The organism is Mycobacterium kubicae (genome assembly GCF_015689175.1).
GTDB lineage: Bacteria > Actinomycetota > Actinomycetes > Mycobacteriales > Mycobacteriaceae > Mycobacterium > Mycobacterium kubicae.
In genome coordinates this window covers 731,082-745,375 of record NZ_CP065047.1, presented here as the reverse complement: position 1 = coordinate 745,375, position 14,294 = coordinate 731,082, and the positions used below count along the sequence as shown (strand labels likewise).

14 protein-coding genes are annotated in these 14,294 nt (G+C 67.1%); 8 read left to right on the top strand and 6 right to left on the bottom strand.

The window, feature by feature from the left end:
- Positions 1–3 precede the first annotated feature (3 nt).
- Genes I2456_RS03430 through dnaK form a run of 4 tightly spaced genes read right to left on the bottom strand, consistent with a single transcriptional unit; the run spans position 4 to position 4,110 of the window.
- Positions 4–393, bottom strand: coding sequence for a heat shock protein transcriptional repressor HspR (locus I2456_RS03430; protein ID WP_068022797.1), 390 nt, complete (start codon positions 391–393; stop codon positions 4–6).
- Positions 393–1,562, bottom strand: coding sequence for a molecular chaperone DnaJ (gene dnaJ / locus I2456_RS03425; RefSeq protein ID WP_068022799.1), 1,170 nt, complete (start codon positions 1,560–1,562; stop codon positions 393–395). Before dnaJ ends, I2456_RS03430 begins: the two co-directional genes overlap by 1 nt.
- 41 nt (positions 1,563–1,603) lie before the next feature.
- The gene (grpE, locus tag I2456_RS03420) at positions 1,604–2,254 is read right to left on the bottom strand and encodes a nucleotide exchange factor GrpE (protein WP_068022802.1); all 651 of its coding nucleotides are present in this window, start codon (positions 2,252–2,254) and stop codon (positions 1,604–1,606) included.
- A complete protein-coding gene (gene dnaK, locus I2456_RS03415) occupies positions 2,251–4,110 on the bottom strand; it encodes a molecular chaperone DnaK (RefSeq protein WP_068022803.1) in 1,860 nt (619 codons plus the stop codon). Before dnaK ends, grpE begins: the two co-directional genes overlap by 4 nt.
- Positions 4,111–4,418: 308 nt before the next feature.
- Here dnaK and I2456_RS03410 point away from each other — a divergent pair, with 308 nt between their 5' ends.
- Genes I2456_RS03410 through I2456_RS03400 form a run of 3 tightly spaced genes read left to right on the top strand, consistent with a single transcriptional unit; the run spans position 4,419 to position 6,427 of the window.
- A complete protein-coding gene (locus I2456_RS03410) occupies positions 4,419–5,108 on the top strand; it encodes a YoaK family protein (protein WP_082951970.1) in 690 nt (229 codons plus the stop codon).
- 30 nt (positions 5,109–5,138) lie between these two features.
- Positions 5,139–5,774, top strand: a complete 636-nt coding sequence (locus I2456_RS03405; protein WP_068022805.1) for a TetR/AcrR family transcriptional regulator — start codon at positions 5,139–5,141, stop codon at positions 5,772–5,774.
- On the top strand, positions 5,771–6,427 hold the full coding sequence (locus I2456_RS03400) for an enoyl-CoA hydratase-related protein (protein ID WP_085072698.1): 657 nt from the start codon (positions 5,771–5,773) through the stop codon (positions 6,425–6,427). The genes I2456_RS03405 and I2456_RS03400 overlap by 4 nt, the downstream gene beginning before the upstream one ends.
- Here I2456_RS03400 and I2456_RS03395 read toward each other — a convergent pair.
- Complete coding sequence (locus I2456_RS03395; protein WP_241007854.1) at positions 6,414–7,358, bottom strand: LysR family transcriptional regulator; 945 nt, start codon at positions 7,356–7,358, stop codon at positions 6,414–6,416. The two genes, I2456_RS03400 and I2456_RS03395, sit on opposite strands and share 14 nt — an antisense overlap.
- Positions 7,359–7,433: 75 nt before the next feature.
- On the opposite strand from I2456_RS03395, the gene I2456_RS03390 reads away from it, so the two are divergent.
- A complete protein-coding gene (locus I2456_RS03390) occupies positions 7,434–8,384 on the top strand; it encodes an amidohydrolase family protein (RefSeq protein ID WP_085072697.1) in 951 nt (316 codons plus the stop codon).
- Positions 8,385–8,448: 64 nt separating this feature from the next.
- Positions 8,449–9,873, top strand: coding sequence for an amino acid permease (locus I2456_RS03385; protein ID WP_139822985.1), 1,425 nt, complete (start codon positions 8,449–8,451; stop codon positions 9,871–9,873).
- 5 nt (positions 9,874–9,878) lie between these two features.
- On the opposite strand, the gene I2456_RS03380 is transcribed toward I2456_RS03385, so the two are convergent.
- The gene (locus I2456_RS03380) at positions 9,879–10,430 is read right to left on the bottom strand and encodes a nucleotidyltransferase family protein (RefSeq protein WP_174814171.1); all 552 of its coding nucleotides are present in this window, start codon (positions 10,428–10,430) and stop codon (positions 9,879–9,881) included.
- Between the two features lie 52 nt (positions 10,431–10,482).
- Here I2456_RS03380 and I2456_RS03375 point away from each other — a divergent pair, with 52 nt between their 5' ends.
- The 3 genes from I2456_RS03375 to I2456_RS03365 are packed head-to-tail and all read left to right on the top strand — an operon-like array spanning position 10,483 to position 14,199.
- Positions 10,483–12,822: a xanthine dehydrogenase family protein molybdopterin-binding subunit gene (locus tag I2456_RS03375; protein WP_085072695.1), complete on the top strand. Its 2,340-nt coding sequence runs from the start codon at positions 10,483–10,485 to the stop codon at positions 12,820–12,822.
- Entirely contained in the window at positions 12,819–13,706 is an 888-nt protein-coding gene (locus I2456_RS03370; RefSeq protein WP_085072694.1) for an FAD binding domain-containing protein, read from the top strand. The genes I2456_RS03375 and I2456_RS03370 overlap by 4 nt, the downstream gene beginning before the upstream one ends.
- Positions 13,699–14,199, top strand: coding sequence for a (2Fe-2S)-binding protein (locus tag I2456_RS03365; RefSeq protein WP_085072693.1), 501 nt, complete (start codon positions 13,699–13,701; stop codon positions 14,197–14,199). The genes I2456_RS03370 and I2456_RS03365 overlap by 8 nt, the downstream gene beginning before the upstream one ends.
- Positions 14,200–14,294: the final 95 nt, after the last annotated feature.

Here is a 14,294-nt window from a genome sequence, read left to right as displayed (position 1 = left end):
GGCTCAGCGCCGCTCGCCGGTCCGCGGCTTCCAGACCACCAAAGCGGTGCTCTTGGGCATCACTGCCACCTCGCGGCGCTGGTTGGCCCGCAATGCGGCTATCTCGTCGGCCATCTCCTGCAGCCGGGACTGCAGCGCCTCGACCTGGTTGGTCAGCTCGATGATGCGCTTGATGCCGGCCAGGTTGACGCCCTCGTCCTGCGACAGCCGCTGCACCTCGCGCAGCAGATCGACGTCGTGCTGGGAGTAGCGGCGTCCGCCACCGGACGTGCGTTGCGGGGTGACCAGGCCGAGCCGGTCGTAGGTGCGCAGCGTCTGCGCATGCATCCCGGCCAGCTCGGCGGCCACGGAAATCAGAAACGTGCGCGATTCGCGTTCGGACTTCTTGGCCATCAGCGGTTACCTGCCCATCCGGCCCGCGGGTTGAACCCGCTGGACCGCTCGGCCGCCGCATAGGCTTCCAGCGCCTCTTGGGCGGCGCCTTCCAGATTCGGTGGTACGGCGACCTTGACGGTGACGAGCAAGTCACCGGCGCCGCCGCTGCGCTTGGGCACCCCACGACCGCGCACCCGCAGGATGCGGCCGTCGGCGGTGCCTTTCGGCACCCGCACACCCACGGTGCCGTCCAGCGTTGGCACCGAAAGCGTTGAGCCCAAGGCTAATTCGGTGAAGCTGACCGGCACGGTGACGGTGAGGTCGTCACCGTCACGGCCGAAGATCTTGTCCGGCCGCACATGCACGGTCACGTACAGGTCACCCGACGGAGCACCGCGCAACCCCGCCTCGCCTTGTCCGGCCAGCCGGATCCGCTGCCCGTCCTCGACGCCGGGAGGTATCCGCACGTTGATCGTGCGAGTCCGGGTGGTCACGCCGGTCCCCTTGCACTCGTCACACGGGTGCTCGATGATCGAGCCGCTGCCCCGGCAATCGGTGCACGGTTCGGAGAAGCCGAACGCGCCCTGGTTGCGGTTGATCACCCCGGCCCCGTTACAAGTGGGGCACACCTTGGGGCTGGTGCCCGGACGCGCGCCGCTGCCATGGCAGTTGGTGCACGGCGCCGGGCTGGTCAGCCGCAGTGGCATGGCCACGCCCTTGGCGGCTTCGACGAAATCCAGCTCCGTCTCGGTCTCCAGGTCGTTGCCGCGCCGGGGACGGCTGGGCCGGGTGCTGCCGCCTCGTCCGAACAGCCCGCCGAACAGGTCGCCGATGTTGGCGCCCCCGCTGCGGCCGGCCGCGTCGAACAGGTCGTTCAGGTTGAACTCGGCGCCGTCACCGCCCCCGCCGAAGCCACCGAAACCACCGGTGTTGAAGCGGCGTCCGCCAAGGCCCCCGCCCGCGAACAGCCGGCGGGTCTCGTCGTACTCCTTGCGCTTGGCCTCGTCGGACAAGACGCTGTAGGCCTCGGAGACCGCTTTGAACCGTTCCGCTCCGGCAGGGTTCTTGTCCGGGTGCAGATCGGAAGCCAGCTTGCGGTATGCGGTCTTGATCTCTTTGGCATCGGCGTCAGAGGAGACGCCCAGCTCCTTATAGAAGTCTTTCTCGACCCATTCACGCTGGGCCATGTCGCGTCACCCCCTCTCACCTCTCTTGTTGATTGTGTGGTCTAGTCACCGGAGGTGCCGGCGTTATCGTCGGTTTGCGTGTCGGATTCGGCAGGGCCGGACGCTGTTTGCGATGAACCGGCACCTTCGACCGTGTCGACGACGCCGACCAGAGCGTGCCGGAGCACGTTCTCGCCGAGCCGGTATCCCTGCCGCATGACGGTGCCGATGACGGCCCTGGAACCTTCGCCGCCGTCGCCCTCGTGCTGCACGGCTTCGTGCAGGGCCGGATCGAAGTCTTCGCCCTCCACGCCGAACGCCTCCAGGCCAAGCCCGGTCAATGCGTTCGCCAGCTTGTCGGCCACCGACTTCAGCGGGCCGGACTCCAGGTCGCCGTGCTTGCGCGCCCGGTCCAGATCGTCGAGCACACCGAGCAGTTGGGAGATGACGCTGGCCTTGGCCCGGTCGGCCGCCGCCTGCTGGTCACGCAACGCCCGCTTGCGGTAGTTGGCGAAGTCCGCCGTCACCCGCTGCAGATCCGCGGTCAACTCGGCGACCTTGTCCGATTTGTCGGCCGATTTGTCGGCCGGCTGGGCGGCCGGCGCCGCCTCTCCCGGCGAACTGCCGGGAGAGACGTGCCGGACCTCACCGGTCTCGGGATCGATGCGCCGTTTGTCGGTGACCGTTACGTGTTCCTGATTACCTTCGGTCACTTGGCCTCCCGGTCGTCGTCGACGACCTCCGCGTCCACGACATCGTCAGCGCCGGGCTGCGCGCCGCCGGGCGCGCCGCCGGATTCGCCGCCCGCTGCCTGGGTCGCCTCGTAGATCGCCTGGCCGAGTGCCTGCGATTCCTGGCCGAGCCGCTCCATCGCCGACTTGATCGCGGTGATGTCGGTGCCACCCAACGCCGCCTTGGCGTCGGCCACCGCGGCATCGACCTTGTTCAGCGTGTCCTCGGGCACCTTCGAGCCGCCTTCGGCGCTGCGCTGTTCGGAGACGAACTTCTCCGTCTGGTAGACCAGCGTCTCGGCCTGGTTGCGGACGTCAGCCTCCTCGCGGCGCTTGCGGTCTTCCTCGGCGTGCGCTTCGGCGTCCTTGATCATCCGGTCGATCTCTTCCTTGGACAGGCCAGAGCCTTCCTGGATCCGGATGGTGTTCTCCTTGCCGGTGCCCTTGTCCTTGGCGGTGACGTGCACGATGCCGTTGGCGTCGATGTCGAAGGTCACCTCGATCTGCGGGATACCGCGCGGCGCCGGCGGGATACCGGTCAGCTCGAACGAGCCGAGCAGCTTGTTGTGCGAGGCGATCTCGCGCTCACCCTGATAGACCTGGATCTGCACCGACGGCTGGTTGTCGTCGGCGGTGGTGAAGGTCTCCGACCGCTTGGTCGGGATGGTGGTGTTGCGCTCGATCAGCTTGGTCATCACGCCACCCTTGGTCTCGATACCCAAGCTCAGCGGCGTAACGTCAAGCAGCAGAACGTCTTTCACCTCACCCTTGAGCACACCGGCCTGCAGCGCCGCGCCGACGGCGACGACCTCGTCCGGGTTGACGCCCTTGTTGGGCTCCTTGCCGCCGGTCATCTCCTTGACCAGCTCGGAGACCGCGGGCATCCGGGTGGAACCACCCACCAGCACCACGTGGTCGATGTCGGACACCGAGATACCGGCGTCGGCGATCACCGACTGGAACGGCTTGCGGGTGCGGTCCAGCAGGTCCTGCGTGATGCGCTGGAACTCCGCCCGGCTCAGCTGCTCGTCGAGGAACAGCGGGTTCTTGTCCGCGTCGACGGTGATGTAGGGCAGGTTGATCGACGTGGACTGCGAGCTGGACAGCTCGATCTTGGCCTTCTCGGCCGCTTCCCGCAGCCGCTGCATGGCCATCTTGTCCTTGGTCAGGTCGATGCCGCTGGTGCCCTTGAACTTGTCGACCAGCCAGTCGACGACGCGCTGGTCCCAGTCGTCACCACCGAGGTGGTTGTCACCACTGGTGGCGCGAACCTCGACCACACCCTCGCCGATCTCCAGCAACGAGACGTCGAACGTGCCGCCACCGAGGTCGAAGACCAGGATGGTCTGTTCCTTCTCGCCCTTGTCCAGGCCGTAAGCCAGTGCGGCTGCGGTGGGTTCGTTGACGATGCGCAGCACGTTGAGGCCGGCGATCTGACCGGCGTCCTTGGTGGCCTGGCGTTGGGCGTCGTTGAAGTAGGCGGGCACGGTGATCACCGCGTCGGTGATGTCCTCGCCCAGGTACGCTTCGGCGTCCCGCTTCAACTTCTGCAGGATGCGGGCGCTGATCTCCGGCGCCGTGTATTTCTTGCCGTCGATCTCGATGGACCAGTCGCCACCCATGTGGCGCTTGACCGAGCGAATGGTCCGGTCGACGTTGGTCACCGCCTGGTTCTTGGCAGGCTGGCCGACCAGCACCTCGCCATTGCGGGCGAATGCGACGACCGACGGTGTAGTCCGGGAGCCCTCGGAGTTAGCGACGACGACCGGATCGCCACCTTCTAGAACCGCGACGACTGAGTTAGTGGTCCCGAGGTCGATTCCGACCGCACGAGCCATAGTGAATCCTCCTGATTGTAGCTTCTTCTTGCACTATGCTGAGTGAACCCGGCTCAAGACTGCCCCTGGCGGAGCCGTCCTGTCAATACGATGTTGAGCCAGGTTCACTCAACTTGCTGACTATCCTAACGGCTGCCGGATGCAACTTGTTCCCGGGTGGCTGCGTCCGGGAATGTTTATGAGATTGTTCAGAAACTGCCGGCCGGCCGAGCGCCGCACCGGCGACGTAGCCCAAAATTCAGGACGTGGGGATCGCACTGCCGGGGTTGACTCGAACGCGTAGCAGCGGCCTTTCTCGGGAGGGCCGCATGCTGGCCTACAGTGCATCCCTGGCGTTTTCGGCAGGCTGGGTCAACTCCATGGCCCTGCTCATCCTCGCGGTTCCGGTCGGCAACCTCACCGGCGTGACCACCCAGCTCGGCATGGACACGGCCCACCCGTGGCGATATGAGAGCCACGTCCTGATCGCCATCTTGGCCGGCTTCCTGGTCGGCGCGGCCATCGCCGGCGTGGTCCTGGCGTCCGAACGGGCCTCCCTCGGTATGCGCCACGCCACCGTGCTAGTCATCGAGGCGACGCTGCTGGTGCTTGCCGCGGCGGGCGTCGAAGAGTCCGACGTCAAGGCGCTGATCCTGGGCGCCGGGATCGAGGAGACCGCGGTGCAGGCGTTGCTGGCCGCCTCGGCCCTCGGCCTGCAGAACGGGCTCACGTCCAGCTTCCGCGGGATGCCGGTGCGGACAACCCACTTCACCGGCACCGTCACCGACCTCGGACTGATGCTCGGCCGCAGCCGCAAGCACGGCATAGACAAGTGGAAGGCCGCCATTCTCACCGCGACGCTGTTGCTCTTCCTCACCGGCGCCGTCGCCGGCCTGGCGGTCGGTGCCCGGTTCGGCGGCTACGGCCTGCTCATTCCCGCATCGATCTGCCTGACGTTGGCCGCCATCAGCGTCGCCCGCAGCCGCAGGCTGCGCACCCAGACGGAACTCGCCGAATAACAGAGCGAATGCTCTGTTATTGTGCGGTGCATGCCGCGCCCACGCGTCCACGACCTGGATCGGGTCCTCGACGCCGCCGAGTCGCTGGCCGTCGCGTCGGGACCGGCGGCGGTGACCATCCGTGCGATCAGCGCGAGCGTCGGCATGTCCAACGGCGCGCTCTATCACAGCTTCGGTTCCCGGGCGGTCCTCGTGGCGCAGGCCTGGCTGCGGGCGGGACGCCGGTTCCTCGACGCGCAATCAGGCTTGGTGGATCAGGCCCTCGCCACCCACGGCCGGCATGCCGGGGCGCTGGCCGTGGCTGCCGCTGCCGACGCACCGGCGGCGTTCGCCGAGCAGTATCCCGATTCGTGCCGGCTGCTGCTGACGATCCCGCGAGCCGAACTGCTCGACCCGCAGCTACCCGAGGAAACGTCTGATCGGATAACCGATCTCGAGTCCGAGCTGATCAAGCTGATGATCCGGCTGGCCCAAGCCGTCTGGGACCGCAAAGATGCGGCGGCCGTGGACGCGATCACGCTGTGCATCGTCGATCTACCCACGGCCATCCTGCTGCGCCGCGACCGCCTGCACAGCGATACGGCACGCGCGCAGCTGCGCGCTGCCGTGCGAGCGGTATTGGAAATCGAACCACCTACCCGCCAAGCCGGAAGGAACACACCATGACCATCAGCCTCAGCTACGACGAGAAGATCGCCGTCATCGATCTCGGCGACGACGAAAACCGCTTCTCCCCCGAGTTTCTCGACGACATCAACGCCCACCTCGACGAGGTGGAAGCCAGCGGCGCACACGGTCTGGTCACCACGGCGGCCGGCAAGTTCTACACCAACGGGCTGGACCTGGACTGGCTGATCGCCCACGGTGATCAGACCCAGTGGTACGTCGGCCGGGTGCACCGCCTGCTGGCGCGGATGCTCACCCTGCCCATGCCGACGGCCGCGGCCGTCGTCGGTCACGCATTCGGCGCCGGCGCCATGTTGGCGATCGCTCACGATTACCGGGTGATGCGCGCCGACCGCGGCTTCTTCTGCTTCCCCGAGGTGGACATCAACATCCCATTCACCGACGGGATGGCCGCACTGATCCAGGCCAAACTGACCCCGCAGGCGGCCGTTGCCTCGATGACCACCGGCCGTCGGTTCGGCGGCAGCGACGCCGCGAGCGCCGGAATCGTCGACGCGACGGCGGCAGAGGGTGAAGTGACCGCGGCGGCGGTGGAAGTGCTCCGCCCGCTGGGTAACAAGAACCCCGGCACGCTGGGCGCCATCAAACACACCATGTTCGGCCCGGCGGTCCGAACGCTCACCGCGCAGTGACCTCACTCGGCGCCGCATCCTCGATCAGCGCCAGCAGGGCGCGCGCGGCCGCGCTGGGGCGCCGGGTCGACGACGTCGCGACATACAACCGCCAGCGCAGGTCGCAATCGGTGATCCGCAGCCTGGCCAGACCGGAGGCGTCGATGCCGTCGAGCATGAATTCGGTGAGAAACCCGATGCCCAGGCCTTTGCGGATATAGGTCGCGGCCGTGCCGATGTCGGCGACTTCCAAGGCGACGGTGCGTGTCACGCCGGCCGCGGTGAACGCGTTGTCCACCAGGGCCCGGTTGCCGTAGCCCGGTGGGCCGTCCACGAACGACATGCCGGCCAGATCAGCCAGCGTCACGTCGGTCTTCGCGGCCAGCCGGTGTTCGGCAGGAACCACAAGCAGCAGCTGCGCCGTGGCGATCAGTCGGGCGTGCAGGTCGGCCGGTGGCGTGCCGGTGAAGGCGATGAAGGCGATATCGAGGTCGCCGTCGCGCAGTTCCCTGGCCAACCCGGCCGAACCGGCCGTGGTCGAGCGCAGGTGGACCTGTATCCCCGGATGCCGGTCGTAGAGTTCGGCCAGCAGCTCCGGCATGTCGATGACATCGATCGACGTGAGCGTGCCGACGGTCACCGTGCCGCGGACGGCGCCGCGGGTGGCGTGGACGGCGTCTTTGGCGGCCCGCACAGCGTCGAGGGTGGCGCGGGCATGCGGCAGCAGTTCCTGTCCCGCGACGGTCAACTCCGTTCCCGCCGGACCGCGGATGAACAAGTCGGCGCCGAGTTCACGCTCCAGCGCCCGTATGGTCGCCGAGACGCCGGACTGGACGACGTGCAGCTTCTGGGCCGCGGCGGTGAAACTGCGGTGGTCGGCGACCGCCAAGAAGTACTCGAGGTGGCGCAATTGCACCATGTCAGTATCACCAATGGTGCTGCCGATGATCACAAGCTTTCATTAGCCGTGATGAGCGGCGCCCGCGTAGCGTCGGGGCGTTACGCCGGCAGAGCGGGAGGCGTCCTGATGCGAACCATCGCCCTCGAAGAGCACTACGCCACCTCGAGATTCCTCAACGGGCCAGGCGGCTGGCTGCAAAACCGGCCCGGCATCGCCGAACCGCTGTGCGATCTCGGCGAGACGCGCATCGCTGCCATGGACGACGCCGGCATCGACGTCTCCGTGCTGTCGCTGGCCGCACCCGGTGTGGAACAAATGGACGGACCCGCGGCCTGCCTGATGGCGCGCGACTGCAACGACGAACTCGCCGACGCGATCAGCCTCTATCCCGACCGGCTGGCCGGCTTCGCGGCCCTGCCGATCAGCGCTCCCGAGGCCGCGGCTGACGAACTGGAACGGACGGTCCGCCAACACGGGTTTGTCGGCGCGGTGATCAACGGCCATTGCCAGGGCGTCTACCTCGACGACCCCACGTTCGAGCCGATCCTGGACCGGGCGGCCGCCCTGAACGTCCCGATCTACCTGCACCCGACCATCCCGCCCCCCGCGGTTATCGAGTCCTGCTACGCCGGCTTCTCCGACCGGGTGAGCTTCGCTCTTGCCACCGTCGGATGGGGCTGGCACATCAACACCGGCACCCATGTGCTGCGCCTGATCCTCGGTGGGGTCTTCGATCGACACCCGTCACTGCAGTTCGTCATCGGGCACATGAGCGAGGCGATCTCGTTCATGCTGCCGCGCTTCGACGACACGCTGAAGCCCGACTTGACCGGGCTCAACCACCCGGTCAGCACCTATCTGCGGGAGAACCTGCACTACACGTTCGCCAACTTCAACGACGAAGCCACCTACGCGAATCTGGTGGCGCAAGTGGGCATCGAGCGCGTGACGTTCTCCACCGACTATCCGTTCGGCAACATGTGCGCGGCGCGGGACTTCTTCGACAACCTGCCGCTGAGCCAGGACGACCGCGCCAGCATCAGCTACCGAAACGCCGAACGACTGCTGAAGCTTTGAGCGGATTGTTCCCCCTGTGTTAACGCCTGACGCCGCGAACGCTGGGTGGGATAACGTGAACCCGATGGCACCGTCGGCAAACGCGTTGACCCGCGAAGACACGGGCTACCACAAATCGCTGAAGAACCGGCAACTGCAGATGATCGCCCTGGGCGGGGCCATCGGAACCGGGTTGTTCCTGGGCGCCGGCGGTCGACTGGCCTCGGCGGGGCCGGGTTTGTTCGTGGTCTTCGGGATCTGCGGCATCTTCGTCTTCCTGATCCTGCGCGCGCTCGGCGAACTGGTGCTGCACCGGCCCTCGTCCGGGTCGTTCGTGTCCTACGCCCGCGAATTCTTCGGCGAGAAGGTGGCTTACGCGGCGGGCTGGATGTACTTCGTGAACTGGGCGATGACCGGCATCGTGGACACCACCGCGATCGCGCACTACTGCCATTACTGGCAGGCGTTCCACGTCATCCCGCAGTGGACCCTGGCACTCGCCGCGCTCGTGGTGGTGCTGTCCATGAACCTCATCTCGGTCAAGCTGTTCGGTGAGCTGGAATTCTGGGCCGCCTTGGTCAAGGTGCTGGCGCTGGTCACGTTCCTGATCGTCGGCACCGTCTTTTTGGCCGGGCGCATCAAGGTCGACGGCCAGCAGACCGGGATATCGCTGTGGACCCACCACGGTGGATTCCTGCCGACCGGGGTGCTGCCGCTGGTCCTGGTCACCTCCGGTGTGGTCTTCGCCTACGCCGCCATCGAACTGGTAGGCATCGCGGCCGGGGAGACGGCCGATCCGGAGCGGATTATGCCGCGCGCCATCAACTCCGTGGTGTTCCGCATCGCCGTCTTCTACATCGGGTCCACCGTCCTGCTGGCGCTGCTGTTGCCCTACACCGCCTACCAGGACCACGTCAGCCCGTTCGTCACCTTCTTCTCCAAGATCGGCTTCGCCGGCGGCGGCAGCCTGATGAACCTCGTGGTGCTCACCGCGGCCCTGTCCAGCCTGAACGCGGGCCTGTATTCGACCGGGCGGATCATGCGGTCGATGGCGATGAGCGGCAGCGGCCCTCGGTTCACGGCGGCGATGTCCAAGAACGGCGTGCCGTTCGGCGGCATCATGCTGACCGCCGGGATCGGGCTGTTCGGCATCGTGCTCAATGCCGTCACACCCAGCCAGGCCTTCGAGATCGTGCTGCACATCGCCGCGACCGGGGTGATCGCCGCCTGGGCGACGATCGTCGCCTGCCAGATCCGGTTCCACCGGATGACCAAGAGGGGTGAACTGGAGCGGCCGAGCTTCCGCATGCCGCTGTCGCCCTACACCGGCTACGTGACGTTGGCCTTTCTGGTGGCCGTGCTGGCGCTGATGTTCTTCGACGAGTTATACGGCCGCTGGATGCTGGCCGCGCTGGCCATCGCCGTCCCGAGCTTGATCGGCGGCTGGTATTTGATCCGGGACCGCGTGCGCGCGGTCAGCGAAGCCGAGGAGCCGACGCCGGAGCTTTGAGCGCCTCAAGCGCGCTCGTCGATGTCGTGCCCAACGGCCAGGTCGCTGCAGTCGACCACCTCGACGTCGCCCCGGCTGCGCAGATACGCCCCGGCGCCCTCGTCGCCGGAGACCCGTGCGGCCACCTGCGGCCAGTGCCGGCGCGCGATCACCACCGGGTGACCGGGCCGGTCCCCGAAGTAGGCGCGCGCCAGCCCGCTGCCGGATGACAGTGCCCGTTCGAGCACCCGCGCCACGACGGCGGGGCCGACGTCGGGCGTGTCGACCACATGCAGCACCGCGTAGTCGGCGTCCAGCCGCTCGGCCGCAGCCAGACCGGCCCGCACCGAGGCGCTCAGGCCCTGCTGCCAGTCCGACGCGGTGACCGCGGTGACTCCTGGCGGCGCCGGCACCTGCGCAGCACCCAAGACCAGCACCACGTCGGCACAGCCGCCGTCCTGCAGCGCATCGACGGCCGTTTCCAGCCAGCCCTCCACCAGCACTTTCGGCTTGCCGTACCGTCGCCCGGCGCCCGCGGCAAGCAACACTCCCACGGCTATCGACTGCGATAACGCCACTCTCCTATGATGACATTCAGCTTCTCATTGGGTGACAACCGGATGGAGCACCATGACGCAGGACGTACCCGAGGCCCCCAGTACCCCGGCGCCTCGCTATGCCGGCACCCGGGTGCAGCGGGTGGAAGACGGGCGGCTGTTGACCGGACGCGGCGGCTTCGTCGACGACGTCTCCCGGCCGGGCATGCTGCACGCCTGCTTCGTGCGCAGCCCGTTCGCCCGCGCCCGGATCAACAGCATCGACGCCTCGGCGGCGTTGGAGCTGCCCGGCGTCCATGCCGTGTTCACCGCGGCCGATCTGAACGCCGACGTCAAGGAAGCCTGGCACGCGGTGGCGGGCAAGGACATGCCCGACACTCCCCGGCCGCCGTTGGCCGAAGGCGAGGCGAAGTTCGTGGGGGATCCGGTGGCGCTGGTGGTGGCCGAGAACCGCTACCTCGCCGAGGACGCGCTGGAGCTGATCGACGTCGACTATGACCCGCTGCCGGCGATCACCGACTTCACCGCGGCCCAGGACTCCGACGTCCTGGTGCACGACACCTACCCCCACAACGTCGCGGGCGGTATGGCCGGCGCGCCGCCGGACGAAGACATCTTCGCTAATTCGCCGTGTGTGGTGAAAGAAACCGTCTATCAACAGATTTACGCCCCGGTGCCGATCGAGACCCGCGGACTGGTGGTCGAATGGTCAGCCGCGACCGAAGAGCTCACCCTGTGGGCGTCGACTCAGACACCGCACGAACTGCGAGCGTTCTGTGCGCGCCTGTTAGGCATTGCCGCACAACGGGTTCGGGTCATCATGCGCGACACCGGCGGCGGTTTCGGCCAGAAGGTGGTGCCGATGCGCGAAGACATGTGCATCATGCTGGCCGCCCGCAAAGTTCCCGGCGCGCTGAAATGGATCGAGGACCGGCGCGAGAATTTGATGTCGGCCGGCCAGGCCAGGCACGTCAACGGCACCGGCCGCATGGCGTTCGACGAAGACGGGCACCTGCAGGCGGTGGACATCGACTACGCCCAAGACATCGGCGCCTATCCCACGCCCTATCCGGTGTTGACCAGCGCCGCCATCGGGATGTTCTTCCCCGGCCCCTACCGAGTGCCCAAGGCCAGCTTCAACTACAAGACCGTCTTCTCCAACACCAGCGGCCTGGCGGCCTATCGCGGCCCGTGGCAATACGAAACGCTCGCCCGCGAGGTGCTGCTCGACATCGCCGCCCGCAAGATGAACCTCGACCCGGTCGAGTTGCGGCGGCGCAACCTGCTGCGCCGAGACGAGATGCCCTACTTCAACCCCAACGGCATGCCTTACGACCACGTCGCGCCGATGGACACCTTCGAGCAAGCGGTGAAAATCCTTGACCACGAAGGGTTCCGCAAAGAGCAGCGAGAAGCGCTGGCTCAAGGCCGCTACCTGGGCCTTGGGTTCTCGGCCTACATCGAGCCGACGGGGGCTGCGACCGGACACCTCGCCACCGAGGGCGCCACCATCCGGATGGAGCCCACCGGCAAGATCAACGTCTACGTCAACGGCGGCTCCAGCGGAAACAGCTTGGAGACCACCGTCGTTCAGTTGACCGCCGATGCGCTGGGCGCCGACATCGGCGATGTGGCCACCATTCAAGGCGACACCGCGGTTACCCCGTACGGGGCCGGAACCCAAGGCAGTCGCAGCGGACCCATGACCGCAGGTGCCGTCAACGAGGCGGGCGGCATACTGCGGCAACGAATTGTGGCGATGGCCGCGCACCGGCTGCAGGTAGCCGAATCCGACGTCGAACTGGCCCAGTCCACAGCGGCTGTGCGTGGTGACCCGTCGAAGAGAGTCACTTTCGGTGAGCTGGCCTACACCGCGTACTACGAACCCCAACAGCTGCCGCCGGGCGTCTCGCCGGTGCTGGAAGCGACCGCGCGTTACGTCGCCACCGCCCCGATCTTGTGGGCTAATGCAACTCACGCCTGCACCTGCGAAGTCGACCCGCAGACCGGCAAGGTGACGCTGCTGCGCTACATCGTCAGCGAGGACGTGGGGCCGATGATCAATCCGGCGATCGTCGAAGGACAGATCGCCGGCGGCACCGTGCAGGGCATCGGCGGCGCGCTGATGGAAGACATGGTCTACGACGACGACGGCAACCCGCTGGCCACCACCTTCGTCGACTATCTGCTGCCGACGGCCACCGAGGTGCCACTGATCGAATACGGCCACGTCGAGATACCCGGTCCCGGGCCCGGCGGTTACAAAGGCGTCGGCGAAGGCGGCGCCATCGGTTCGGTGCCGGCCGTCATCAACGCGATCAACGATGCGCTGGCGCCGCTGGGCGTCACCATCACCCGGTTGCCGGCGAGCCCAGCCTCCATCGCCGCGTTAATTCCCGAGGGGCACCGATGAAACCGGCGACATTCGCATACCACCGCCCCGACACCATCGAGGACGCCGTAGGCCTGCTCGCGGAATTCGGCGACGACGCCAAGTTGTTGGCCGGTGGGCAGAGCCTGGTGCCGATGCTGTCGATGCGCCTGGCCTTCTTCGACCACCTGATCGACATCTCACGGCTGGACGGGCTGCAGGGCATCGAGCAGCGCGGTGACCAACTGTGGATCGGCGCCGGAACGACCGAAGCCACCGTCGGCGCGGAACCCCAAGTGCGCCAGATGGTTCCGCTTCTGACGGAGGTGACCCCCTACATCGGGCACTTCCAGATCCGCAACCGGGGCACGCTGGGTGGGTCGATCGCCCACGCTGACGCCGCGGGGGAATACCCGACAGTGGCCCTGACCCTGGACGCGACCATGGAAGTGTTGTCGCCGCGCGGCCGGCGCGAGATCGCCGCGTCGGACTTCTTCGCCGGACTGTGGGAAACCACCATGGACCCCGATGAGGTACTGACCGGGGTGCGATTCCCGCAATGGTCCGGCAGATCCGGCTTCGCGGTGCACGAATTCGCCCGCAGGCACGGCGATTACGCAATTGCCGGCGCGGTCGTCGCGGTTACGCTCGACGACCAAGACCGAGTCAGCCGGTGCGCGATCGGGTTGTTGGGCCTGGGAGCTACGCCCAAACGGGCCACGGTGGCCGAGCAAGCGGTGATCGGTCAGCCGGTCAGCGAAGTGGTGGCCGAGGACGTCGGCCAGGCCGCCATGAGCGGACTCGACGACATCCCGACGAATCTGCAAGGGTCGGCGTCCTACCGCGCGCGGATAGGAGCCACCATGACGGCCCGCGCCTGGACGGAAGCCGTGAACGAGGCAATGGTGGGGGCAGTCCATGCATGAGCAATCGATTCGCTTGTCGGTCAACGGGACTCCGACGTCAGCCAGCGTCGAAGCCCGGATGACGTTGGCCGATTTCCTCCGGGAGAAGTGCGGGCTCACCGGCACGCATCTGGGCTGTGAGCACGGGGCCTGCGGCGCCTGCACCGTGCTGCTCGACGGCGCCGCGGTGCGGGCGTGTCTGTTGTTCGCGGTGCAGGCCGACGGGCTGGAGGTGACGACGGTTGAGGGCATCGCCTCACCCGATGGCCAACTGTCGCCCGTGCAGTCCGCACTGCGGGAATGTCACGGATTGCAGTGCGGCTTCTGCACTCCCGGGTTCGTCATGTCCCTGACCGCACTGCTGCGCGACATCCCCAACCCGACCGACGAGCAGATCCGAGAAGGCTTGTCCGGCAACTTCTGCCGATGCACCGGATACCAGGGAATTGTCGCCGCGGCGCATCGTGCCGCCGAGTCGATGTCGGCCAAGGTCGAGTCCCCGGCGTCGCGGTAACGCTTTGTCATCAGCGCGGTTCCAAAACCGCGTCGCCGCAGTAACTTGCATGTTCCGCTGCGTAATCTGACAGCTTGACATTCGGATTTCTCCGG

Bases quoted from the DNA above. Each gene is read 5' to 3' on its own strand.
- I2456_RS03430 (WP_068022797.1), bottom strand. From the start codon at position 393: ATGGCCAAGAAGTCCGAACGCGAATCGCGCACGTTTCTGATTTCCGTG.
- dnaJ (WP_068022799.1), bottom strand. From the start codon at position 1,562: ATGGCCCAGCGTGAATGGGTCGAGAAAGACTTCTATAAGGAGCTGGGC.
- dnaK (WP_068022803.1), bottom strand. From the start codon at position 4,110: ATGGCTCGTGCGGTCGGAATCGACCTCGGGACCACTAACTCAGTCGTC.
- I2456_RS03410 (WP_082951970.1), top strand. From the start codon at position 4,419: ATGCTGGCCTACAGTGCATCCCTGGCGTTTTCGGCAGGCTGGGTCAAC.
- I2456_RS03405 (WP_068022805.1), top strand. From the start codon at position 5,139: ATGCCGCGCCCACGCGTCCACGACCTGGATCGGGTCCTCGACGCCGCC.
- I2456_RS03400 (WP_085072698.1), top strand. From the start codon at position 5,771: ATGACCATCAGCCTCAGCTACGACGAGAAGATCGCCGTCATCGATCTC.
- I2456_RS03390 (WP_085072697.1), top strand. From the start codon at position 7,434: ATGCGAACCATCGCCCTCGAAGAGCACTACGCCACCTCGAGATTCCTC.
- I2456_RS03385 (WP_139822985.1), top strand. From the start codon at position 8,449: ATGGCACCGTCGGCAAACGCGTTGACCCGCGAAGACACGGGCTACCAC.
- I2456_RS03375 (WP_085072695.1), top strand. From the start codon at position 10,483: ATGACGCAGGACGTACCCGAGGCCCCCAGTACCCCGGCGCCTCGCTAT.
- I2456_RS03370 (WP_085072694.1), top strand. From the start codon at position 12,819: ATGAAACCGGCGACATTCGCATACCACCGCCCCGACACCATCGAGGAC.
- I2456_RS03365 (WP_085072693.1), top strand. From the start codon at position 13,699: ATGCATGAGCAATCGATTCGCTTGTCGGTCAACGGGACTCCGACGTCA.